We start from the raw sequence: 21,517 nt of genomic DNA on the forward strand, positions 1-21,517 counted from the left end.
ATGGCATCGATTCGTTTCCAGTACATATTTGATCCGCTGTGCGGCTGGTGCTATGCAAGCTCGCCTGCACTGGCTGCACTCACCCAAGAGTGGCCGGCGCAGCTCGATCTGTTGCCCAGCGGGATGTTCTCGGGCGCTGGTGCTCGGCCCATGTCCGCCGACTGGGCTGCCTACGCCTGGAGCAACGATCAGCGCATCGCGACGGCCACCGGCGAGGTATTCAGCGACGCGTACCATGATCAGGTGCTGCTGGACGGCAGCACGCCGTTCGACTCCACGGCCATCAACTTGGCTCTGACAGCGGTTCGACAAATCAGCAGCGAACTGGAACCCACGCTGCTCAGGCATCTGCAACTGGCCAGGTACGTGGCGGGCCGGAACACCTCCAGCGCCCAGGTCGTCGCAGAGGTCACTGCCGCAGCTCTCAACGATGCAGGCCATGCCGTTGAAGCTACGCAACTCAGCCAGCGCCTGGAGACAGACTCGACACTGGCTCAGCAGACCGACGCACGTATCCGCTCGACTCGACAGTTGATGAGCCGCCTCGGCATTCGCGGTGTGCCACAACTGCTGGCTGAAGTAGATGGCAAGCTGCACACCATCCCATCGACTGCTCTGTATCAGGGACGCGACGTCCTGCTGAACGAGCTTCACACAAGGTTCAGCGGCGCGCTGGGCTGATCATTGGTTGCTCTGTGTCTGCTGATGAGTCCGCCAGGCAGCACGGCGGGCAGCAATAGCCATGTGATCGGGCTAATGGCCACGCGCGCTGATCCAGGGCACGCTCGCCTCAGACCGGTATTAATGGCCGGTTCATGCTCGAACAAGCGGCAGCCACAGGGTGATCAAACCGCGCGCAGACTAGCGTGCATCTGCGTCTACTTGGCGACTGCCGGTGGCAAGGTCGCGAGAATCTGCTCACGGCACAGGTCAAGAATCTCCTGCGCCAGCGCGCTGTCGTCCGGGCAGGCGCGCGACAGCACGATGGCGCCCACCGCATGCGCCATGGTGTTGATCTTCCTGGCTCGTTCCTCACGCTCCGAATCGCCGTCGAGTTCGGTGGCGCCCAGCTGGCGTTCAATGCCAGCGGCGAAGGTCTCCTTGACGAAAGCTGGCTGACGCGACGCATCGGCACACAGCGCGGCCAGGGTGCAGCCTTGGCCGGGGCCATCGCGGTGCTCACGCGACACGTAATACTTCACGAAGGCGGCCAGATCGATGCCTTGGCTTTCCTCGGCTGACTGCGCGAGCCCGTGTACCGCCGCTTCTGCCATCAAATCTGCCTTCGAACCGAAATGCTTGTAGAAGCCGCCGTGGGTAAATCCCGCGGCCCCCATCAGATCGGCGATGCCGATTCCATCGTAACCATGTTCGCGAAACAGCTTCGATGCCGTCTCGACGATGTGTGCACGGTTCGCCTGCACCTGCGCTTTGCTGACTTTCACGGCGTGGCCTCGCTTGAACTGAGCTCAATACAAGCGGCAATCCTACATTGATGTCGACCAAAATCAAAACCATTGACTATTATGATTACAAACATAATCATTAAAGCGACTGCATCAAACCGCTTTCCCCATCACAGAGGCATGACATGACTGACCAACCGATTTTCGAACCTTTCACCCTCGGTGCGCTGACCCTCGACAATCGCATTGTCATGGCGCCACTGACCCGCAACCGTGCCGGCAAGGGCCTGGTGCCCAGCGAGCTGGCAGCCACCTATTACGCCCAGCGCGCCTCGGCGGGCCTGATCATCAGCGAAGCCACGCAGGTCTCCGCCCAGGCTCAGGGTTATCAGGACACCCCCGGTCTCTACACGGCCGAACAGATCGCCGGCTGGCGCAAGGTGACCGATGCGGTGCACGCCAAAGGCGGACGCATTTTCGTGCAGCTGTGGCACGTGGGCCGTGTCTCGCACGTCGACCTGCAGCCTGGCGGCAACGCCCCGGTGGCGCCATCGGCTATCCGTGCCGCTACCAAGACATTCGTCAACAATGGCTTCCACGATGTATCCGAACCCCGTGCGCTGGAACTCGATGAACTGCCGGCCCTCGTCGAGGACTTCCGCCAGGCTGCTGCCAACGCGATAGCCGCCGGCTTCGACGGCGTCGAAGTGCACGGCGCCAATGGCTACCTGCTCGAGCAGTTCGTCAAGGATGGCGCCAACCAGCGCACCGACCGCTACGGCGGTACCATCGAAAACCGTGCCCGCCTGCTGCTGGAGGTGACCGCCGCGGTGGCCAAGGAAATCGGCGCTGAGCGCACCGGTGTGCGCATCTCGCCGGTTTCGCCAGCATCGGATATCAGCTGCAGCGATCCGCAGCCTCAGTACGACTACATCGTCGAGCAACTCAACGCCCTCGGTGTGGTGTACCTGCATGTGGTGGAAGGCGCTACCGGAGGCCCGCGCGATGTCGCACCGTTCGATTACGACGCGCTGCGCAGCCGCTTCAAGCAGGTTTACCTGGCCAACAACGGCTATGACCTGGACCTGGCCACCGACCGAATCGCCCAAGGCAAAACCGATCTGGTCGCCTTCGGTCGTGCCTTCATCAGCAACCCGGATCTGGTCGAGCGGCTCAGCGCCAATGCGCCGCTCGCGCCCCTGGACCCCGCCACCCTGTATGGCGGCGGCGCGAAGGGCTACACCGACTACCCCGCACTGACTTGAACCACCCGGCTTCCACACGCAGGAGCCGCACTGCCTGGCAGGCGGCCCGATTCAGTCCCCCCATCAAGGCACTTCCCATGACTACGCTCCCAACTGTTCTGATCACCGGCGCCTCTTCGGGCATCGGCGCTGTGTATGCCGACCGCTTCGCCCGTCGCGGCCACAATCTCGTCCTGGTCGCCCGTGACAAGGGCCGCCTGGATACCCTGGCAGCACGCCTACAGGCAGAAACCGGGGTTACCGTCGATGTGCTGCGCGCCGACCTGACGCAAGCTGGCGACCTGGCCGCCGTCGAGGCCCGCCTGCGTGAGGACGCCAGCATCGGCATCCTGATCAACAACGCCGGCCTGGCCCAGGCCGGCGCGTTCGTGACCCAGGACGCACAGGCTGTCGACCGGCTGATTTCCCTGAACATCACCGCCCTGACGCGGCTGGCCAATGCCATTGCACCGCGCTTTGCACAAGCCGGCGAAGGCGCGATCGTCAACCTGGGTTCAGTGGTCGGCCTGTCACCCGAATTCGGCATGAGTATTTACGGGGCGGCAAAGGCCTACGTGCTGTTCCTGTCCCAAGGCCTGAGCCTGGAACTGGCGCCCAAGGGCGTGTACGTGCAGGCGGTACTGCCCGCCGCGACCCGCACCGAGATCTGGGAGCGCGCCGGCATCGACATCAACACGCTGCCTGAGGTGATGGAAGTCGGCGAGCTGGTCGATGCCGCACTGGTCGGTTTCGACCGCCGCGAACTGGTCACCATCCCGCCGCTGCACGTCGCCGAGCGCTGGGAGGCACTGGACACCGCGCGCAAGCTGCTGCTCTCCGACATCCGTATGACCAATGCGGCCGAACGTTACCGGACAACCGGCTGATCGAAGCCACGCCTCCATGAACGCGCTCATCCCTGCCCAAACCCAGGGCTACAACGCTGCACCGAACCGCTTGGTGAGGATGAGCGCAACAACTTTCGCCGACCGCGGCCGGCCCGTCTGCATTCTTGCGTCAGCGTGAGGCCATCAAGGCCTGGGGGTGAGCAACTGCCACAGGACCTGTGCCGCATCCGTATTCCGGTGCTGATGGCCAACGGTGACCACGACATCATGGCTCCCACGACGCTGAGCCGTGAGCTGGCGGATCGGCTACCGGACGCCCGGCTGGTCATCCACCTGGACACCGGACATGGCTCGATCTTCCAGTACCCGGCGATTTCGTGGCCCGCGTCCTGGCGTTTCTGCATGAATGACCTTACCGACTGCCCCCTGAACACCAAGGAATCCGCCCTGTGAAAGCTTTCATCATTGACCGTTATGCCAAGAAGGAAGTCGGGCGGATTGCCGATGTTCCCGAGCCGGACATGCAGGACACCGATGTGCTGGTCCAGGTGCATGCCGCCAGTGTGAACCTGCTGGATGCCAAGATCAGGTCGGGCGAGTTCAAGCTGATTCTGCCCTACCGCATGCCGCTGACGCTCGGCAACGACCTCGCCGGTACGGTGCTCAGAGTCGGCGCGAGCGTCACGCGCTTCAAGGCCGGCGACGAAGTCTACGCACGGCCTGACCAGGATCGTATCGGCAGCTTCGCCGAACGCATCGCCGTAAGGGAAGACGCACTGGCACTCAAGCCGACCAACCTGTCCATGGAGGAGGCAGCCAGCGTTCCGCTGGTGGCGCTGACGGCCTGGCAGGTGCTCGTCGAAACGGCACAACTGAAGAAAGGCCAGAGAGTACTGATTCATGCAGGTTCCGGCGGCGTCGGCACCCTGGCCATCCAACTCGCCAAACACCTGGGCGCCTTTGTCGCCACCACCACCAGCACGAGCAACGTCGAGTGGGTAAAGGCGCTGGGCGCAGATGTGGTGATCGATTACCGCCAGCAGGACTTTGCCGCCGAATTAAGCGGCTACGACGTGGTGCTCAACAGCCTCGGCAACGACGTGCTGAAGAAATCGCTGCAGGTACTCAAGCCTGGCGGCCAGCTGATTTCTATCTCCGGCCCGCCCACACCCGAATTCGCCACCGAGCAAGGGCTGCGCTGGCCGCTGAAACTGGTGATGCGTCTGCTGAGCCGCCGCATCCGTAAACAGGCCAAGCAGCGCAGCGTGCGCTATTCCTTCGTGTTCATGCGGGCCGAGGGCACGCAACTGAGCGCAATCACCACGCTGATCGAAGCGGGCGCCATCCGCCCGGTGGTCGAACAGGTTCTACCGTTCGAGGCCACGGCCGAAGCCTTGGCCCACGTTGTTAGCGGCCGCGCGAAAGGCAAGATCGTCGTCAAGATGCGATGAACGCAGCCTTGGCGCCGCTCAACACACAACAAAAAGCCCGCTCGAAAGCGGGCTTTTTGTTGTGCAGATGGTGCCGGAGATAGGAATCGAACCTACGACCTTCGCGTTACGAGTGCGCTGCTCTACCGACTGAGCTACACCGGCGGGGGAGTTAATTTAGCAGCCTGCTGGCGCCGCTCAAGCAATTTTTGAGGCGCCAGACGGGCCGCAGGATTTACCCGACCAACTCGATGCGGTCTTCATGAATATGGATCAGGCCCTGCTTATATAGGCCGCCAATGGCTTTCTTGAAGTTGCCCTTGCTGACCCGGAACAGCTCGCTGATACGCTCCGGTGAGCTCTTGTCGCTCAATTCCAGCACGCCGCCACTGTCGCGCAGGCGGTTGAGTATCTGTTCGCTGAGGCTGTCTGCGGCCTGCTGGCCAATGGGCTGCAGGCTCAGGCTGATCTTGCCATCGCTGCGCAGTTCCTTAATGAAGCCGGGCTGGCGAATACCGGGGCGCATGAAGCCGATCACTTCGTTCTTGTGAATCAGCCCCCAATGCTTGCCGTTGATGACCGCCTTGAAACCCATGTCGGTCTGCTCAACCACCAGCAGGTCGACCTCTTCGCCGTTCCTGTAGCTGGCTGGCACCTTGTCGAGGTAACGATCCAGTCGCGCCGTTGCGGTGATGCGCCGGCTGCGCTTGTCGACGAACACGTGCACCACGCAGTAATCACCGATCTGCAGCGGGCGCTTCTCTTCTGAGTGCGGCAGCAGCAGATCCTTGGGCAGGCCCCAATCGAGAAACAGGCCGACGCGGTTGATGTCCACCACTTTCAAGCTGGCGAACTCGCCCACCTGCACCTTGGGTTTCTCGGTGGTGGCGATCAGCTTGTCTTCGCTGTCGAGATAGACGAACACGTTGAGCCAGTCTTCTACCTCGCTCGGCGTCTCCTTGGGGATGTAGCGCTTGGGCAGCAGGATCTCGCCATCCGCCCCGCCATCCAGATACAGACCGAAGTCGGTGTGCTTGACGACCTGCAAGGAATTCATACGTCCGATAACAGCCATGGTGCCTACCCTCATTTTCAGGCCGGCAGTTTACCCGACTCGCCCGCTGGATTCTCGGCTTGTGCGCGCCGGGCCCCAGGCATTTTCTGCCCATTGGTCATTGAATGAACAGTGAGGCGCCTCTCGGTGGTACAATAGGCGGCCATCTTGATTCTCGAGTAGGTTAAATGGCCGTCATGCGCGTCAAAGCATCCCAGAGCAAAGCTAAACCCGCCCCAGCGGTGGAAACCAGCGAATCGATCAACGCCCAGATTGCGGCGTTCCTCCAGTCCGGCGGCAAGATCCAAGAGATTGCCAAAGGCGTGAGCGGCCAGACCAACGGTCCAGCCAGCCGCCACATTACCATCGCCAAGAAGTAATACCGGTCTGTATCGACCTGCAGCGTCTGTATCCCAGGCGCCAGGTCGGCAACCTTCCCCCGCCCGTCCGGGCAATGATTTGAACGACATAATTCTCGTCTTCGCCGCTTCTCGCTGGCGATGAGCACACGTATGTTTCAGAATAATGTCAGCCCGCTTTCAATGTTGCGCTCGTACAGCTCAGCGCCCTGCCTGCTTGCCACTCTATAAAGCGATCCGACAGCGCTCACGCGGGCACGTCGATCACTGGTTTTTGTTTAAGGAATATACGTGCGTTTTTTCAGCCCCAGGCTGCAGCGACCCGGTAGTGCGCTGGCCGCGCTGGTTGTCCTGTTCATCGTCCTTCCACTGGTTAGCCGCTACGCCCTGGGCTGGTCGCATCCCTTCGGTTACCTTTCGGATCTGGCCATCGGCAGCCTGTTGCTCTGGCTGGCACAGCGTCGCGGCCTGCTGCTCGGCATTCCACTGATCGTCGGCTGGGTAACGCTGAACCTCGGCACCATTGAACTGGTGAGCGCTGTCGGCCGCATGCCGGAACCGGCTGACCTGCAGTACCTGACCGACGCACAATTTCTCAGCCACTCGACCCAAGGTGGCGGGCTCACCCATCCCTGGCTAGCTGCGGCAATGATTTCGGTGGTCCTGGCATTTTTCATTCTGCTGATCGCCGGTCGCAAACAGCAGGCTGCAAAGGCCTCGACTGCCTGGCTGCTGCTACCGCTCGGGCTGTTCGTGACTCACGCCGTGTACCAGTACCGCAGCCCCAGCGAAGCGGATCAATGGCTGCAGTTCAACCTGCCCCACAAGTTGCTGGCCGAAAGCCTCAGCCTGGCGCAAATGAGGGTCGAGGACTGGATTGCTAAAGGCCAACCAGGCAGCCCGCCAGACATCACGGGCCTGACCCTCCAGGATATGGACGGCACCCCGCTGCTGAGCGAGCCTGGCCGCGCGCGCAACGTACTGATCATCACCCTGGAAGGCATTCCCGGCGCCTACCTCGCGGCCAGCCGCCAGGCTATCGGTAGCAGCTACGATGCCGACCCGATGCCGCGCCTGAGCCAGTGGGCCGAACGCGGCATGCTGACCAGCGATTACGTGCTGCACGGCCACCAGACCATCCGCGGCCTCTATGCGATGCTCTGCGGCGACTACGACAAACTGGCCTCAGGCACTCCGAAGGGTATCGAGCTGCTGGCCAACGCCGAACGCAGTGCCCAGTGCCTGCCGGCGCAGTTGCGCGAACAGGGTTTCAGCACGCATTTCCTGCAGGGTGCCGGGCTGCGCTTCATGGCCAAGGATCAGATCATGCCGCGCATGGGCTTTGAAAAAACCCTGGGCCGCGACTGGTTTCGCAATACGCCGTACCTCGATTTCGCCTGGGGCATGGATGATCGTGCCTATTTCGAAGGTGCGCTAACCTACGTCGACGGCCTGCGTAAACAAAAAGCACCCTGGATGCTGACGCTGTTGACCGTCGGCACACACCAGCCCTACTCGGCCCCAGCCGATTACCTCGACCGTTACCCCAGCGCCAAGCAGGCGGCCATTGCCTACTTGGACGATGCGGTTGGTGAATTCCTCGATGCACTGGAAAAGCGTGGTGTGCTCGACGACACCCTGGTGGTGGTCACCTCGGATGAGTCTCACGGCATCGAGAACGTCCGCCTGGCCTCAGCCTGGGGCTTCAACCTGATGCTCGCGCCGGAGCAGGCTCAGCTGCCGTCGCTCAAGCGCGGCGTTTACGGGCACGTCGACCTGACCGCCTCTATCCTCGACTACTTCGCCCTGCCGCTGCCAGCCGATATCACTGGCCGCTCGATGCTGCGCGATTATGCCCAGGGCCGCGAGATCATCTCCTACACCAACGGCCTGCTGCGCGAGCATGATGGCCGCGGCACCTTGACCGAGTGCAACTTCCAGCAAGTGTGCCGCCGTTACGCCAGTCCCGGTTTCATCGCCGAGCATGCCGACTACCTGGGCCGGTTGAGCGGCAAGCCGGCACGACAGGTCAGCCAGCGGGCGGAATTACTGGATCGCTCGCTCAGCGACGGTCAGGGTAACCAATTGCTGCAGTTCGCCAGCAACGAGCGCATCCGCCTGCGTACTACGCCAGGCGATGACTGGGCCGACAACCTGATTGGCGCCCAGTACCTGGAATTGCCGAAAGGCACGCAGACCACGGTGACCTTGAAGATCAATGCGCTGAAGATGGCCGACTCGGGCGCCACGCTGCGCCTGAAGACCAAGGAGTTCGACCGTGATGTGCTGATCAACATTCCGGAGATCCCCCTGCTAAAGGAAGGCCAGCCGCTGGAGCTCAGCTTCGCGTTCGACAACCTCGACACGCGCAAGGCGTTTTCCTTCCACTTGGTGGGTGAAGGCAAAGGCGCGATCGAAATCACCGATTTCAGCGTCGAAACCCGGCCGATAGAAGCTGAGCTGCTGGCCGCTCAGGGCGAGGAAGACACCTCCGAGCTGGCGCAGTGAGCCACGCTCGCTGCACTTAGTAGATCGCGTAACGCCGCTCGATCTCGGCGTACTCGCCACTCGCCCGGATCTCTGCCAGCCCCTGGTCGAAGCGATCACGCACTGACTCGTCGTGCAGCCCCAGGTGGTAGGGCGTCGCAGGAAACAGCAGGTATTCGACCACCGGCTGGCCGACATCCACCTGGGCGTACACCTCACGGTTGAAGTAGTGCAGGATGCGCCGATCGCCGATCACCACATCCACGCGGCCACTGTAGAGCAGCCGGTTGCGGGCCACCTGCTGGGCCTCCTCGTGATAACGCGGGTTGCTTTCAGCCATTTGCCGGAAGTCGTCGCCGAGCAGGAACCGTGCCCGCTGGAAGGCGCGCACCGAATGGCGCCGCAGGTCACTGATGCGCTCGATCGTGTAGCCGCGAGCAGCCAGCGACATGGCAACGTTCTGGTAATGGATATAGGGCTTCGAATAGTAGGGCGCGATGCCGCCCTGGGGATTGGTGGTGGTCATGGCATCGATTTCGCCCAGCAAGAAGGACCGATGCAAGCGCTCCATGGGTGAATAATAGGGCTTGACCGTGAAACCGGCGGCCCGAGCGGCCGCCACCACGATGTCGAACTCCAGCCCTTTGTTCTCGCGCTCAAATACATAGGGAGGTTTGTGCGTACCAAACCCCACGCTAAGCTCCTCTGCCAGGCAGTTGAAGGCGACGAGAGACAGCCCGAGCATCAACACCTTCATCTGCCTACCTGCCACTCATCCGCTCCATAGCCTGTGGGTATAGCGGCAGCGCCCCAGGCTGTCCAGCGCCGCACTGCATAATAGCGGCAAGGGTGCTCACTGACGAATCAGTGCCTCATACCAGCGTCGCCTTGGGCGCCAGGCCGTCGAAAACGTCCGGCGTCAGCGCAGCCTCACCGTGTTGATCCAATACCTCGCGCGGGTGCTCTTCGCCCGGGAAGGTGCTGTCGATCATGCTCAGCAACTGCGAGCCGCGCGGCGTGAGCATGAAGTTCTCACCATTGCCGCCCTCGCATTCGGGACGTGATTCGATGAAGCCGCCCTCGAGCAGCGTGGCTTCATAGCGGTCGGCCTGAGCCTTGAGCCCGTCAACGTCCCGCACCTCCTGCCCGGCCTGTTGCAGGGCTTCGGCCAATTCCTCGGCGCAGCGGCGCGGCACGAAGGGCTGACCAGCGCTGTTCTGCACCGCGTGCAGCATGCGCTCGATGAGATCCCAGTTATGGGTTTGGGTCTGAGTCGTCATATCATCATCTCCCACCATTCAGGCACCCGATGGGACTATCGGATGCGGCACCCGCAGGCGCCTGTAAAACTGTGACGCCGCTGCGCTGGGCAAGGTTCGTCCTATCTGCCCAAACGCCGCGTGAACCAAGGCAAACGGCGCCAGTCTGAGGCGCATCTCCCCCTCGTACAAAGGACTTACCCATGCTCCGCCGGCCACCGCTGCGCCCTGTTCTCAGCGCCTTGCTTCTGGCAGCCCTCGCGCCGTCGGTACTGGCCGCTGAGCCCCTGCGGCTCAAACACCTGTATCGCTGCGAAGACGTGCTGGACACCCAGCGCCAGGCCTTCTGCCTCGACGCCCGCGGTATCGCTAACGGTGAGCTGCAGGTGCTGCTTGATGGCAAGCCGCTGCCCGCCAGCGCCATCGACCGGCGCGAGGGCCTGCGCATCACCCTGGACAGCGGCCGCTATCGCAGCGGCCCGCTGTGGTTACAACAGGGCGATGCGGCGAGCAATCCGGTGTGGCTGTCCATGGCCGGCAGCCACGTTGTGGCGGCCAAGCCCAACGAAGTGGCCAAGAACATGGACGGCCTGAATACCTACGTCGACCTGGTCAGCGTGGTCATCGAGGAGGATGCCAAGGGTCTCGAGACGGCCAGGGCGCTGGCAAAGAAATACGGCGCTGAAGTAGTGGGGGCAATTCCGCCGCTCAATACCTTCCAGCTGCGCCTGCCGGCCAAGAACCTGATTCAGCGCGACGCACTGGTACTGCGCCTGGGCAGCGAGCTGAGCGTTGATGCCGTGGTGATCGAGGAGTCCTCGGCGGAGGAGCAGGAAGCACCCAGCGGCGAGTCAGCCAACGACCATCTCGACGAGGAAGAATGGGCCGCGAACCGTTTCCTCGATGCCGTCAATTACTACCAGCGGCGCATTCCGTCGAAAGGCTCGCCCATCACGACAACCCCCGTGCGCATCGGGCTGATCGAACGCAACGTCGACTTCGACGCGCCGGACTTCAAAGACTACCTCGGCGCAGCCGACCGCCAGGGCCACACGCCGCATACCCGCCTGTACAGCCGCGACGCCGATAAACCCAACGGCCATGGTTCCACCGTTGCCGGCATTCTCGCCGCGCGCTGGAACGACGGCGGCAACACCGGCTTCCTGCGCGGCCTGGACGGCGCCGGCCCGGGCTTCGAGGTGATCGTCGACCGCAACTCCGACGCTGGCATCACCGCCAACGTCGCGGCTTCGGTGAACCTGGTGGAAGATGGCGTGCGTGTGCTGAATTGGAGCTGGGGCATTCACCGCGTCGGCGCCAAGAACATTCATGGCGACGAAATCGATTCGCTGGTGCGCTCGGGCGTGGCAATGAGCGGTTACGAGGAACTGCTTGAGGAGTTTTTCCTGTGGCTGCGCCGCGAGCACCCGGACGTGGTGGTGATCAACTCCGCGGGTAATGGTGCCTCGTTCTCCGGCGCCGACGACTACCGCTTGCCCTCGTCCTTCGTCACCGAGCAACTGTTCGTGGTCGGCGGCCACCAGCGCAGCGAACGACAGGATGTCGCGGTTGACGACCCGGCCTACGTCACTCGCCGCAGCTCCTCGAACGTCGACACCCGTGTCGACATCACGGCCGCCGCCTGCGTGCGTGCGTCCACCGCCGCCGAAAACGAACAGGGCAAGGTACATTGCGGCACCTCCTACGCCACGCCGCTGGTGGCGGGCGTGGTCGCCGCGCTGATGTCGATCAACCCAGAACTGCACCCCGATCAACTGCGCATGCTGCTGCGTCGCAGCGCCATGACCATCGGCGAAGAGTTCGACTTTGAGCCGACCGACGCCGACGACCTGACCGCGCCCATCCTGCCATCCGAACGTGGCTTCAATCTGAACGACAAGGACATCGGCCGCTCGGCGCGTCTGGACATGCAAAAGGCGCTGGATCTGACGGTCAGGAGCCTGGATCAGAACAAATAAGGCGCCGGGCAAAAGCCTGAACCTTCACGCTGGGCGGATACTCAACCGCACGGACTCAAGCGTGAGGAACCGAGCATGATCAAGCAGATAGCGCCGCTTTGCGGCCTGGCCCTGGCGCTTTATGGCATGGGCCAAGCGCAGGCCTGCACCGCCGACGAAGCCAGCGCCAAGGCGCAGGAGCTGGCGGCCAAGGTAGAGGAAATTACTCAGCGCGATCCCGAACGGGCCGCGTTGCTGCGACAGGAACTCAAGGAGGCGCAACCGCAAACCGAAGCACAGAAGCTCGGTACCGACTGCGATGCGTACGACCAACGCCTGCGCGAACTCGAAGAGATCGGCGCCGAGGTCGAGGAACAGGTGGAATGATCCAGGCAACGACTGGCGCAGCAGGATGCGCCAGTCAGCCTTGCGCGGGGATCACGCGTCGGTGGAAGGCGCCTTGCGCTTCAGTGGCGCCAGGCCGTCCTGACTGATCAGGGTCGGCGCATCGCTCTTCGGCTTGTTTACCGTATTGCGTTTGGCCGGGGTTTTCGCCGCTGGCTTCTTGGCGATCTTCTTGCCGGTTTTCGGGTCGACCTTTTTCTTTTTCGGGCCTACTGCCTTGCCAGACGCCTTGAGGTTCTTCGGCCCCTGATAGACGCCTTTGTGCTCCTTGATGCTGCGCCGCTCGAAACGCTGCTTGAGGTAGCGCTCGATGCTCGACATCAGGTTCCAGTCACCGTGGGTAATCAGCGAGATCGCCGTGCCTTCGCTACCGGCACGGCCGGTACGGCCAACACGGTGCACGTAGTCATCGCCGGAACGTGGCATGTCGAAGTTGATCACCAGATCGAGACCATCGACGTCCAGACCGCGAGCGGCGACATCGGTGGCGACCAGCACTTTTACCGCGCCCTGGCGCAGGCGGTCGATGGCCAGCTTGCGATCCTTCTGGTCCTTCTCGCCGTGCAGCACGAAGGTCTTGAATTCCTTGGCCACCAGCTTGCCGTACAGGCGATCGGCCTGGGCACGCGTGTTGGTGAAGATGATCGCCTTGTCGTAGGTCTCGTTGCTCAGCAGCCACTCGACCAACTGTTCCTTGTGATGGTTGTGGTCGGCCGTGATGATCTGCTGACGCGTGCCTTCGGCCAGTTCACTGACGCGATTGAGCTGCAAGTGCAGCGGGTCACGCAGCACCTTGGCGATCACTTCACGCAGGCTGGCGCCGCCGCTGGTGGCAGAGAACAACAGGGTCTGGTGCTCGTTGCCGCACAGCTCCGCCAAACGCTGCACGTCTTCGGCGAAGCCCATGTCGAGCATGCGGTCGGCTTCGTCCAGCACCAGCATTTCAACGTCGTCGAACAGCAGGTTGCCCGCATTGGCGTGCTCGATCAGACGGCCCGGCGTGCCGATCAGGATGTCGATCTTGCGCATCATCGCCGCCTGCACCTTGAAGTCTTCACCACCGGTCACCAGGCCAGCCTTGAGAAAGGTGAACTGGGCGAAGCGCTCGACTTCCTTGAGGGTCTGCTGGGCCAGCTCGCGGGTCGGCAGCAGGATCAGCGCACGTACGCTCAGGCGCTGCTTGGAATTACCGTCACCGAGCAGGCGATGCAACATCGGCAGCACGAAGGCCGCGGTCTTGCCGCTCCCGGTCTGGGCGGTGACACGCAGATCCTTGCCCTGCAGCGCAGGCGGAATCGCCGCTGCCTGTACCGGAGTCGGCTCGACGAAATTAAGCTCGGCCACGGCTTTGAGCAGGCGTTCATGCAGGGCAAATTGGGCAAACACGGGACAACCTCGATGCAAATGCTAAATCAGCCGCATAGGTTACCGCGTTCGCGCCTCGGGGCCGAATTGTTTCTCCGAACGGCAGGTTGAAAACCGTCAGATAGGGGTGCGCATGCGCCGCTGTTTGAGCAGCAGACGGCCGCTGTCCCAACCCACCAGCACCACCGCCAGCCAGATCGGCAAGTAGGTGAGGAACTGGGCCGAGTCGAACTGCTCACCCAGAAATACCAGGCTGACCATAAACAGTAGCACCGGCTCCACGTAGCTGAGGATGCCGAACAGGCCCAGCGGCAGCAGCCGCGCCGAGGCCATCATCGCGGCCAGCGCGACGGTGCCGAGCATCGCCATACCCGGCACCAGCCACCACAGGCGCGGGAACTCGTCGAACACGTTGGCCGGCGCCCAGTGCACGATCATCCAGATGGCCAGCGGCGCCAGCATCACCATCTCCAGAATCAGCCCTGGCAGGGCATCGAGGCGCATCCAGCGACGCAGCATGAAGTACGGCGGATAACCCAGCGCGGTCACCAGGGTCACCCAGGAAAATGCCTGAGAACGCCACAGTTCGTGCAGCACGCCGGCAAAAGCGCAGGCCACGGCGATCTTCTGCAGGGGGCGCAGGCGTTCGCCATAGAACACCCGGCCGACCAGCACCATCGCCAACGGCAGCAGGAAGTAGCCCAGCGACACATCGAGCATGTGCCCGGTTAGCGGTGCCCACACGAACAGAAACCATTGCACGCCGATCAGTGCGGCAGACAGTGGCAAGGCCGCCAGCAGCAGCGGTTCACTGCGCAGGCGCTGCAGTACGGTAAACAGCGCCGGCCACTGGCGCAGCACGGTAACCAGCAATAATACAGCGGGAATCGACCACAGCACGCGCTGCGCGAACACCTGCCAGCCATCCAGCGGTGTAAGCATCTGCACGTAGCCGGGAATCAGCGCAAAAAGAATCGAGGCGCTGACAGAAAACACCACACCACGCCCGGAAAGCGTCATCACGCACCTCGAAGGAAAGAAAGCCATTCGTTTTCAGCCTATCAGCCGACAGCAGCGGCGACGCCGAGACGGCGCTGGCGAGCACGTCAACGCCGCTATACGAATGGGCGGCGCACCATAACGGTTCACTGCCTGACAGACAATCACCTGCAGCCCGGCGCGTGCAGGAACCGGCCATCGACTAGACAACTACCAGGTGCCGTAGCCGGAAATGGAGGATGAAAGCGATTGCGTCAGATGAGGTGGGCGATGCGCTGCTCGGCCGCTTCAAGGCCCTTGGCCATGAACTCGCTGCCGAGGTTGAGCCCTTCGGCATGAATGAAGGTCACGTCATGGATGCCCATGAATGCCAACAGCTGGCGCAGGTAGGGTTCCTGATGGTCCTGAATGCCACCGGAATAGATGCCGCCGCGGGCCGTCACGACGAAGGCGCGCTTGCCATGCAGCAGCCCCTGAGGGCCATTTTCGCTGTAGCGGAAGGTTACTCCGGCGCGTAGCACATGGTCGAACCACGCCTTGAGTGTGCTGGGAATAGTGAAGTTGTACATTGGCGCAGCCAGCATCAGCACATCAGCCACCAACAATTCGTGAACCAGCTGATCGGCACGTTGCAGCGCGGCACACTCCGCCGGGCCATGGCTGGTGGCGGGCTGCGTCCAGGCGTTGAGCAGAGCGATATCCAGATGCGGCACGGGTTCGGCGCCCAGATCGCGACGGCAAATGCGGTCATCCGGATGCGCAGCACGCCAGCGTGTCAGAAAGCACTCGGTCAGTTGCCGTGAAACCGAGCCGTGCTGACGTGCACTGCTTTCAATCACCAGTAGCCGAGCCATTGGACGCTCCATCGATAGGCGGATCAAACGATGGCGCAGAGACTAGAGACGCAGGATTCGATAATAAAGCGTGATTATCCGCTGCCAACTATCGACGAAGTTGATTTGTTCCGCCGCAGACCCTAGGCTGCGAGCGCGATGAGCTACTGCGGTTCACAGGTGAGCTGCACGCGTAAACGGATGATACTGCGGGCGAATTTCACGGTCAGGTTTCCGCTCTCCCCCGCTGCCAGGCTGACGCTACGGGTACGCGGCGCTTCCGGGCCATTACGAAATACGCCTTTGCAGGAGGCAGCCTTTGCGCCGTAGTTCTGCACCCGCACCGCCGCCATGTTGTGGTCGATTTCCTGAGAGCTGGCCGCGACCTCAGCCCCATTGAGCTGCTTCTCCAACTCGATGGGATAGGCCTGCGCTGCCAGTGGCAACAGGGTGATCAGCGCGCAACAGATTTTTTTCATGGCCAGCCTCCGACGGTGGGCTGTCAGTTTAGGGCCAGTACCCTGCCCGTGCGCAAGGGACTGGCGGAGGAGATGCAATGAAGGCCCCACGCGTAACCCTCGACCAATGGCGCACGCTGCAGGCTGTGGTCGACCATGGCGGCTTCGCCCAGGCGGCGGAGGTGCTGCATCGCTCGCAATCGTCGGTCAGCTACACCGTGGCACGCATGCAGGAACAGCTGGGCGTGCCGTTGCTGCGTATCGACGGTCGCAAAGCGGTGCTCACCGAGGCCGGCGACGTCTTGCTGCGCCGCTCCCGGCAACTGGTCAAGCAGGCCAGCCAACTGGAAGATCTTGCGCACCATATGGAACAGGGCTGGGAAGCCGAGGTACGTCTGGTGGTGGACGCCGCCTACCCGAGCGCGCGCCTGGTACGCGCACTCACCGCCTTCATGCCGCAAAGCCGAGGCTGCCGGGTGCGCCTGCGCGAAGAAGTGTTGTCCGGTGTCGAGGAAGTGCTCAAGGAAGGTGTCGCCGACCTGGCGATCAGCGGCTACAACATTCCCGGTTTTCTCGGTGCGGAAATGAGCCCCGTGGAATTTATCGCCGTGGCCCATCCCGATCATGCCTTGCATCGCCTGCAGCGGCAGTTGAGCTTCCAGGACCTGGAAACCCAGATGCAGGTGGTGATCCGCGACTCGGGGCGTCAGCAACCCCGTGATGTCGGCTGGCTTGGAGCGGAGCAGCGCTGGACGGTCGGCAGCCTGGCCACCGCTGCGACCTTCGTCGGCAACGGTTTGGGCTTTGCCTGGCTGCCGCGGCATATGATTGAGCGCGAGCTGAGTGACGGCCTGCTCAAACCCTTGCCATTGGATAAAGGCGGCAGCCGCAGCCCGGTGTTCTTCCTTTATGCCAGCAAGGACAAGGCCCTCGGGCCGGCCACGCAGATTCTCACCGACCTCATTCAACGCTTCGACGCCGCTCCTTTGAACGCAGCCTTTGGCTCACCGGCAGCGCCGGCCTGAAGCCATACCGCACGGCAATGGCCTTATCCCCTGCCGTCGATGCGCCGTCTGCTTGCCTTTCTGCCGGAAGTCGAAAACACTGCTGCCACCTCACCCAAGGACTAGACCCGATGCTGAAGAAACTTGCCCTCACCGCCTGCTCGCTGCTGTTCACCGCTCACCTCATGGCGGCCGAGAACCCCACTGTGCTGCTGACCACCAGCCTGGGCGAAATCGAAGTGCAGCTCGATGAGCAGAAGGCACCGATCAGCACCCAGAACTTCCTCGCTTACGTGGACAGCGGCTTCTACAAGGGCACGCAGTTTCACCGGGTGATTCCCGGCTTCATGGTGCAGGGCGGCGGCTTCGACGAGAACATGCGCCAGAAGGACACCAAGGCGCCGATCAAGAACGAAGCCGACAACGGCCTGCACAACGTACGCGGCACCCTGGCCATGGCCCGCACCCAGGTGCGCGACTCGGCCACCAGCCAGTTCTTCATCAACCACACCGATAACGCCTTCCTCGACCACGGCTCGCGCGACTTCGGTTATGCGGTGTTCGGCAAGGTGACCCGCGGTATGGAAGTGGTCGACCGCATCGCCCAGGTGCGCACCGCCAACCGCGCCGGCCAGCAGAACGTGCCGGTTGACCCGGTGGTGATTCTCGACGCCAAGCGCCTCTGATACTGCTACGCTCTTGCCGGTAACTCGCGTGCCAAGGCACGCGAGTTCACCTCCGAGCCCCGCGCTCACGCCTATCGGCACTCTTTCATACGGCAGGCGTCGCCTGTCGGCAGCCACAAGCCAAACGCCCGCCAACTCGCCAGAGCAGACTGCGCCTCATGTTGTTCCGCCGCTTCGAAAACCTGATCGATGTCTTCAAACCCAGCCCTGACGTTGCGCCGCCCAGCGGCATGCTGCGCTTCTACGCCCATTACCTGAAACAGGTATGGCCGCTGATGATCGCGGTGCTGGTTATCGGCTTTTTCGCGGCGCTGATCGAAGTGGCGCTGTTCAGCTTCCTCGGCCAGTTGATCGACATGGCCCAGGCGACCACCGACGCGCGGACATTCTTTGCCGAACACCGCAACCAATTGCTGTGGATGGCGCTGGTGGCGCTGATCATCCGCCCGCTGGTATTTGGCTTGCACAACCTGCTCACCCACCAGGCGATCAACCCGGGGCTGACCAACCTGATTCGCTGGCAGAACCACCGCTACGTGCTCAAGCAGAGCCTGAATTTCTTCCAGAACGACTTCGCCGGGCGCATCGCCCAACGCGTCATGCAGACCGGCCCGTCGCTGCGCGATTCGGCCATGCAGGTGATCGACGCTTTATGGCACGTGGTGGTCTACGCCGGCAGCGCGTTGTACCTGTTCGCCGCCGCCGACCTGCGCCTGATCGTGCCGTTGTCACTGTGGATCATCGGCTACAGCGCCGCGCTCTGGTATTTCGTGCCACGTATCAAGGCCCGCTCGGCAGCCGCTTCGGCAGCGCGTTCGAAAGTCATGGGTCGGGTGGTCGACGGCTACAGCAACGTCGCCACGCTCAAGCTGTTCGCCCATTCGCGCGAGGAGGAAACCTACGCCCGCGAGGCCATGCAGGAGCTGCTCGACAAATTCCGCCTGCAGTCGCGCATCATCACCAGCCTGGACTTCCTGATCACCTGTATGAACGGCCTGCTGATCGTCGGCACGGGCGCCCTGGCGTTGTGGCTATGGAGCGAGGCGCTGATCAGCACCGGCGCCATCGCCCTGGCACTGGGCCTGGTGATTCGCATCAACAACATGGCCGAATGGATCATGTGGGTGGTCAACGGCATCTTCGAGAACGTCGGCACCGTGCAGGACGGCATGCAGACCATCGTCCAGCCGCGTGAAGTACTCGACCGTGAAGACGCCAAGCCGCTACAGGTTCAACAGGGCGGCGTGCGCTTCGACGACGTGCACTTTCACTATGGCAAGCAAGGCGGCGTGATCAGCGGCCTGGCCATCGACATCCGCCCTGGCGAGAAGATCGGCCTGGTCGGGCCGTCGGGCGCCGGCAAGTCGACCCTGGTCAACTTGTTGCTGCGTCTCTATGACCTCGAGAGCGGACGCATCCTCATTGATGGTCAGGATATCGCCGCGGTGAGCCAGGAAAGCCTGCGCGCCAACATCGGCGTGGTCACCCAGGATACGTCCCTGCTGCACCGCTCGATCCGCGACAACTTGCGCTACGGCAAGCCCGAAGCCAGTGACGAAGAGCTCTGGGCCGCGGCACGCAAGGCCCGAGCAGAGGGCTTTATCGCCCCCCTGGATGACAGCCAGGGGGGCCTCGGCTTCGACGCCCAGGTCGGTGAACGCGGTGTGAAACTCTCTGGCGGCCAGCGCCAACGCATTGCCATTGCCCGGGTGCTGCTCAAGGATGCGCCGATCCTGATCATGGACGAAGCCACCTCGGCGCTGGACTCGGAGGTCGAATCGGCCATTCAGGAGAGCCTCGATAGCCTGATGGACGGCAAGACGGTGATCGCCATTGCGCACCGCCTTTCCACCATCGCGCGAATGGATCGCCTGGTGGTGATCGACCAGGGCCAGGTGATCGAGACTGGCACCCACGCCGAGCTGATCGCACGCGGTGGCCTCTATGCCCGGCTGTGGCAGCACCAGACGGGCGGCTTCGTCGGCGTCGACTGACGCCGACCAGGTACCGCAGGACGTCTGAAAATCATGACAATAGTTAGCTTGCTAACATCTATCATTTTCCGTGATACCCATTAACGAAGGCATCAATTTCCGCGGTGTCGGCTTTGCTGGTCATATGAGTCCTACAGGCAACGAGACCGACCGAGCCGGCCGGGCTGCTTGTCATCCGAAATGATCGAGGACTCACCCATGAAAATCGCAACCGCTGTCACCGCTCTGCTTTCCAGTCTCGCTCCTGCCGTATTCGCTGCCGACATCCAGGCCAAGCCCGGTGCCGGCCTGCCGACCGAGGACTATCACTACGGCATGAAAGTCGACGTGCAAAAGGTGCTGTACCGCACCGACGTCTCTGAAAAAAGGGGCGTAGTCCCGGTGATCATGGTCTTCACCGACAGCCAGGGTGAAACCCACAAGATGCGCTTTCTGGAATGGGGCGGCCGTTACGACGCGTGATCGGTTGCGTGCTGCGCTGCGGGTAACCGCAGCGCGCCAGTGCCTCAGCTCAAACCTGCCGGTAAGGCAACATCTCCCGTGCCTGCTCGGCGTAGGCCAGCACGCCCACCCGCTCCTCCCGTAGAAAACCCGCCACCGCATCACGCAGCCCTTCATGCACCAGGTAATGCCAGGAATGAGTGATGACCGGTTCGAAGCCGCGAATCAACTTATGCTCGCCCTGCGCGCCCGCATCGAACCGCTGCAGCCCTTGGGCAATAGCCTGCTCCATCCCCTGATAAAAACAGGTTTCGAAGTGCAGCCGGTCGAACTCGGCCAGGCATCCCCAATAGCGACCATACACGCTGTCACCGCCCAGTAGACTGAACGCCATGGCCACCGGTTGCGAGCCACGGCAGGCGAGCACCACACGAATCGCCTCGGGCATGCGCTCGGCCAGTAGGCTGAAGAAAGTGCGGGTCAGGTAAGGCGCCTGACCGCGTATGTGGTAGGTGTTGGCGTAGCAGTGATAGACGAAGTCCCACTCCGCCTCATTCAGCTGGTGCCCTTCGCGCCATTCGAAATGAATCCCCTGCCCGGCCACCTGCTCGCGCTCCTTGCGCATCTGCTTGCGCTTGCGTGAGCTGAGCGTGTCGAGAAAATCCTGGAAATCCCGATAGCCACGGTTGTGCCAGTGAAACTGGCAGCCCAGGCGCTGCAGCCAGCCCGCGCGACCTTCCAGCAGCTGGTTGCCGGCTGCGTCGGTGAAATTCACATGCAGCCCGGATAGTCCCTGGTCCTCCAGCGATGCCGTTACTGCATCGAGCATCTGCCCTGCCGCTTCGACGTTGCCCAGCAGGCGCTGACCGGTGACCGGTGAAAAGGGAATCGCGCCGAGCAGCTTGGGGTAATAGGCGATGCCAGCCCGACGACAGGCATCAGCCCAGCTGTGATCGAACACGTACTCACCGGAAGAGTGGTATTTAACGTAGGCCGGGAGCGCAGCCAGCGGTTGGCCGTCGACGCCGAGCAGCACCTGATGCGCCGCTTGCCAGCCGCTACGGCCACCAACGCTGCCGCTGTCCTCAAGCGCCGACAGAAAGGCGTGACGCAGAAACGGCTGTGGTTCGCTGAGCAGGCCGTCCCACACTTCAGCATCGAGTTCGTTGAGGGCGTGCAGGCTGTAAACAGGCATCGGCAATATCCGCGGGCAATCAGCGCACACTATATCGTCAAGCAATGGCCAGAGCCGACCGCCCATGAAAAATGGCCCGAGCCGTTGCCTCG

22 protein-coding genes and 1 tRNA gene are annotated in these 21,517 nt (G+C 62.5%); 13 read left to right on the forward strand and 10 right to left on the reverse strand.

Annotated elements, in window-relative coordinates; all coding sequences use genetic code 11:
- Window positions 1–681 carry a DsbA family protein gene (locus tag BLS60_RS10545; protein WP_092367675.1) on the forward strand — a complete coding sequence of 227 codons (681 nt, stop codon included), beginning with the start codon at window positions 1–3 and terminating at the stop codon, window positions 679–681.
- A gap of 197 nt (window positions 682–878) precedes the next feature.
- Here BLS60_RS10545 and BLS60_RS10550 read toward each other — a convergent pair whose 3' ends face one another.
- Complete coding sequence (locus BLS60_RS10550) at window positions 879–1,445, reverse strand: TetR/AcrR family transcriptional regulator (RefSeq protein WP_092367678.1); 567 nt, start codon at window positions 1,443–1,445, stop codon at window positions 879–881.
- Between the two features lie 146 nt (window positions 1,446–1,591).
- Here BLS60_RS10550 and BLS60_RS10555 point away from each other — a divergent pair, with 146 nt between their 5' ends.
- The 4 genes from BLS60_RS10555 (at window position 1,592) to BLS60_RS10570 (ending at window position 4,949) form a co-directional block, all read left to right on the forward strand.
- Window positions 1,592–2,671, forward strand: coding sequence for an alkene reductase (locus tag BLS60_RS10555; protein WP_092367681.1), 1,080 nt, complete (start codon window positions 1,592–1,594; stop codon window positions 2,669–2,671).
- Between the two features lie 77 nt (window positions 2,672–2,748).
- Window positions 2,749–3,537 carry an SDR family NAD(P)-dependent oxidoreductase gene (locus BLS60_RS10560; protein WP_092367684.1) on the forward strand — a complete coding sequence of 263 codons (789 nt, stop codon included), beginning with the start codon at window positions 2,749–2,751 and terminating at the stop codon, window positions 3,535–3,537.
- Window positions 3,538–3,672: 135 nt separating this feature from the next.
- Window positions 3,673–3,951 carry an alpha/beta fold hydrolase gene (locus BLS60_RS10565; RefSeq protein ID WP_338061634.1) on the forward strand — a complete coding sequence of 93 codons (279 nt, stop codon included), beginning with the start codon at window positions 3,673–3,675 and terminating at the stop codon, window positions 3,949–3,951.
- The gene (locus BLS60_RS10570; RefSeq protein WP_092367687.1) at window positions 3,948–4,949 is read left to right on the forward strand and encodes an NADP-dependent oxidoreductase; all 1,002 of its coding nucleotides are present in this window, start codon (window positions 3,948–3,950) and stop codon (window positions 4,947–4,949) included. The genes BLS60_RS10565 and BLS60_RS10570 overlap by 4 nt, the downstream gene beginning before the upstream one ends.
- Before the next feature lie 68 nt (window positions 4,950–5,017).
- Here the strand turns inward: BLS60_RS10570 and BLS60_RS10575 are convergent.
- Window positions 5,018–5,093: transfer RNA gene (locus BLS60_RS10575), tRNA-Thr, on the reverse strand.
- Between the two features lie 70 nt (window positions 5,094–5,163).
- The gene (locus tag BLS60_RS10580; RefSeq protein ID WP_092367690.1) at window positions 5,164–6,003 is read right to left on the reverse strand and encodes a CvfB family protein; all 840 of its coding nucleotides are present in this window, start codon (window positions 6,001–6,003) and stop codon (window positions 5,164–5,166) included.
- 167 nt (window positions 6,004–6,170) lie between these two features.
- Here BLS60_RS10580 and BLS60_RS10585 point away from each other — a divergent pair, with 167 nt between their 5' ends.
- Complete coding sequence (locus BLS60_RS10585; protein ID WP_175154230.1) at window positions 6,171–6,362, forward strand: hypothetical protein; 192 nt, start codon at window positions 6,171–6,173, stop codon at window positions 6,360–6,362.
- A 270-nt stretch (window positions 6,363–6,632) separates the two neighbouring features.
- Window positions 6,633–8,849 carry an LTA synthase family protein gene (locus BLS60_RS10590; protein WP_092367693.1) on the forward strand — a complete coding sequence of 739 codons (2,217 nt, stop codon included), beginning with the start codon at window positions 6,633–6,635 and terminating at the stop codon, window positions 8,847–8,849.
- A gap of 16 nt (window positions 8,850–8,865) precedes the next feature.
- Here BLS60_RS10590 and BLS60_RS10595 read toward each other — a convergent pair whose 3' ends face one another.
- On the reverse strand, window positions 8,866–9,585 hold the full coding sequence (locus BLS60_RS10595; RefSeq protein ID WP_092367696.1) for a substrate-binding periplasmic protein: 720 nt from the start codon (window positions 9,583–9,585) through the stop codon (window positions 8,866–8,868).
- A 115-nt stretch (window positions 9,586–9,700) separates the two neighbouring features.
- Window positions 9,701–10,108, reverse strand: a complete 408-nt coding sequence (locus BLS60_RS10600) for a transcriptional regulator (RefSeq protein WP_092367699.1) — start codon at window positions 10,106–10,108, stop codon at window positions 9,701–9,703.
- Between the two features lie 182 nt (window positions 10,109–10,290).
- Between BLS60_RS10600 and BLS60_RS10605 the strand changes: the two genes are divergently transcribed.
- Both BLS60_RS10605 and BLS60_RS10610 read left to right on the forward strand, forming a co-directional pair.
- Window positions 10,291–12,066 (forward strand): S8/S53 family peptidase, encoded by a 1,776-nt coding sequence (locus BLS60_RS10605; RefSeq protein WP_092367702.1) that lies wholly within the window; start codon window positions 10,291–10,293, stop codon window positions 12,064–12,066.
- Between the two features lie 75 nt (window positions 12,067–12,141).
- Window positions 12,142–12,432 carry a hypothetical protein gene (locus BLS60_RS10610; protein WP_083328670.1) on the forward strand — a complete coding sequence of 97 codons (291 nt, stop codon included), beginning with the start codon at window positions 12,142–12,144 and terminating at the stop codon, window positions 12,430–12,432.
- 51 nt (window positions 12,433–12,483) lie between these two features.
- On the opposite strand, the gene BLS60_RS10615 is transcribed toward BLS60_RS10610, so the two are convergent.
- From BLS60_RS10615 to BLS60_RS10630, 4 genes are all read right to left on the reverse strand, one after another.
- Window positions 12,484–13,836 (reverse strand): DEAD/DEAH box helicase, encoded by a 1,353-nt coding sequence (locus tag BLS60_RS10615; protein ID WP_070881942.1) that lies wholly within the window; start codon window positions 13,834–13,836, stop codon window positions 12,484–12,486.
- A 96-nt stretch (window positions 13,837–13,932) separates the two neighbouring features.
- On the reverse strand, window positions 13,933–14,835 hold the full coding sequence (gene rarD / locus BLS60_RS10620) for an EamA family transporter RarD (protein ID WP_070881941.1): 903 nt from the start codon (window positions 14,833–14,835) through the stop codon (window positions 13,933–13,935).
- A gap of 233 nt (window positions 14,836–15,068) precedes the next feature.
- A complete protein-coding gene (locus BLS60_RS10625) occupies window positions 15,069–15,668 on the reverse strand; it encodes an FMN-dependent NADH-azoreductase (protein WP_092367705.1) in 600 nt (199 codons plus the stop codon).
- Between the two features lie 143 nt (window positions 15,669–15,811).
- Window positions 15,812–16,126: a 3-phosphoglycerate kinase gene (locus BLS60_RS10630; RefSeq protein WP_070881939.1), complete on the reverse strand. Its 315-nt coding sequence runs from the start codon at window positions 16,124–16,126 to the stop codon at window positions 15,812–15,814.
- 77 nt (window positions 16,127–16,203) lie between these two features.
- Between BLS60_RS10630 and BLS60_RS10635 the strand changes: the two genes are divergently transcribed.
- From BLS60_RS10635 to BLS60_RS10650, 4 genes are all read left to right on the forward strand, one after another.
- Complete coding sequence (locus BLS60_RS10635; RefSeq protein WP_070881938.1) at window positions 16,204–17,130, forward strand: LysR family transcriptional regulator; 927 nt, start codon at window positions 16,204–16,206, stop codon at window positions 17,128–17,130.
- A 110-nt stretch (window positions 17,131–17,240) separates the two neighbouring features.
- On the forward strand, window positions 17,241–17,795 hold the full coding sequence (locus tag BLS60_RS10640) for a peptidylprolyl isomerase (protein ID WP_092367708.1): 555 nt from the start codon (window positions 17,241–17,243) through the stop codon (window positions 17,793–17,795).
- A gap of 158 nt (window positions 17,796–17,953) precedes the next feature.
- The gene (locus tag BLS60_RS10645; protein ID WP_092367711.1) at window positions 17,954–19,789 is read left to right on the forward strand and encodes an ABC transporter ATP-binding protein; all 1,836 of its coding nucleotides are present in this window, start codon (window positions 17,954–17,956) and stop codon (window positions 19,787–19,789) included.
- A gap of 198 nt (window positions 19,790–19,987) precedes the next feature.
- Window positions 19,988–20,251, forward strand: a complete 264-nt coding sequence (locus BLS60_RS10650) for a DUF2790 domain-containing protein (RefSeq protein ID WP_070881935.1) — start codon at window positions 19,988–19,990, stop codon at window positions 20,249–20,251.
- A gap of 49 nt (window positions 20,252–20,300) precedes the next feature.
- Here BLS60_RS10650 and BLS60_RS10655 read toward each other — a convergent pair whose 3' ends face one another.
- Window positions 20,301–21,425 carry a GNAT family N-acetyltransferase gene (locus BLS60_RS10655; protein ID WP_092367714.1) on the reverse strand — a complete coding sequence of 375 codons (1,125 nt, stop codon included), beginning with the start codon at window positions 21,423–21,425 and terminating at the stop codon, window positions 20,301–20,303.
- Window positions 21,426–21,517: the final 92 nt, after the last annotated feature.

It is taken from the genome of Phytopseudomonas seleniipraecipitans (genome assembly GCF_900102335.1).
Classification (GTDB): Bacteria; Pseudomonadota; Gammaproteobacteria; order Pseudomonadales; family Pseudomonadaceae; genus Aquipseudomonas; species Aquipseudomonas seleniipraecipitans.

Coding starts and splice junctions, on each gene's coding strand:
- BLS60_RS10585 (WP_175154230.1), top strand. CDS start 6,171: ATGGCCGTCATGCGCGTCAAAGCATCCCAGAGCAAAGCTAAACCCGCC.
- BLS60_RS10595 (WP_092367696.1), bottom strand. CDS start 9,585: ATGAAGGTGTTGATGCTCGGGCTGTCTCTCGTCGCCTTCAACTGCCTG.
- BLS60_RS10645 (WP_092367711.1), top strand. CDS start 17,954: ATGTTGTTCCGCCGCTTCGAAAACCTGATCGATGTCTTCAAACCCAGC.
- BLS60_RS10605 (WP_092367702.1), top strand. CDS start 10,291: ATGCTCCGCCGGCCACCGCTGCGCCCTGTTCTCAGCGCCTTGCTTCTG.
- BLS60_RS10635 (WP_070881938.1), top strand. CDS start 16,204: ATGAAGGCCCCACGCGTAACCCTCGACCAATGGCGCACGCTGCAGGCT.
- BLS60_RS10630 (WP_070881939.1), bottom strand. CDS start 16,126: ATGAAAAAAATCTGTTGCGCGCTGATCACCCTGTTGCCACTGGCAGCG.
- BLS60_RS10650 (WP_070881935.1), top strand. CDS start 19,988: ATGAAAATCGCAACCGCTGTCACCGCTCTGCTTTCCAGTCTCGCTCCT.
- BLS60_RS10640 (WP_092367708.1), top strand. CDS start 17,241: ATGCTGAAGAAACTTGCCCTCACCGCCTGCTCGCTGCTGTTCACCGCT.
- BLS60_RS10625 (WP_092367705.1), bottom strand. CDS start 15,668: ATGGCTCGGCTACTGGTGATTGAAAGCAGTGCACGTCAGCACGGCTCG.
- BLS60_RS10580 (WP_092367690.1), bottom strand. CDS start 6,003: ATGGCTGTTATCGGACGTATGAATTCCTTGCAGGTCGTCAAGCACACC.
- rarD (WP_070881941.1), bottom strand. CDS start 14,835: ATGACGCTTTCCGGGCGTGGTGTGGTGTTTTCTGTCAGCGCCTCGATT.
- BLS60_RS10610 (WP_083328670.1), top strand. CDS start 12,142: ATGATCAAGCAGATAGCGCCGCTTTGCGGCCTGGCCCTGGCGCTTTAT.
- BLS60_RS10600 (WP_092367699.1), bottom strand. CDS start 10,108: ATGACGACTCAGACCCAAACCCATAACTGGGATCTCATCGAGCGCATG.
- BLS60_RS10545 (WP_092367675.1), top strand. CDS start 1: ATGGCATCGATTCGTTTCCAGTACATATTTGATCCGCTGTGCGGCTGG.
- BLS60_RS10655 (WP_092367714.1), bottom strand. CDS start 21,425: ATGCCTGTTTACAGCCTGCACGCCCTCAACGAACTCGATGCTGAAGTG.
- BLS60_RS10560 (WP_092367684.1), top strand. CDS start 2,749: ATGACTACGCTCCCAACTGTTCTGATCACCGGCGCCTCTTCGGGCATC.
- BLS60_RS10555 (WP_092367681.1), top strand. CDS start 1,592: ATGACTGACCAACCGATTTTCGAACCTTTCACCCTCGGTGCGCTGACC.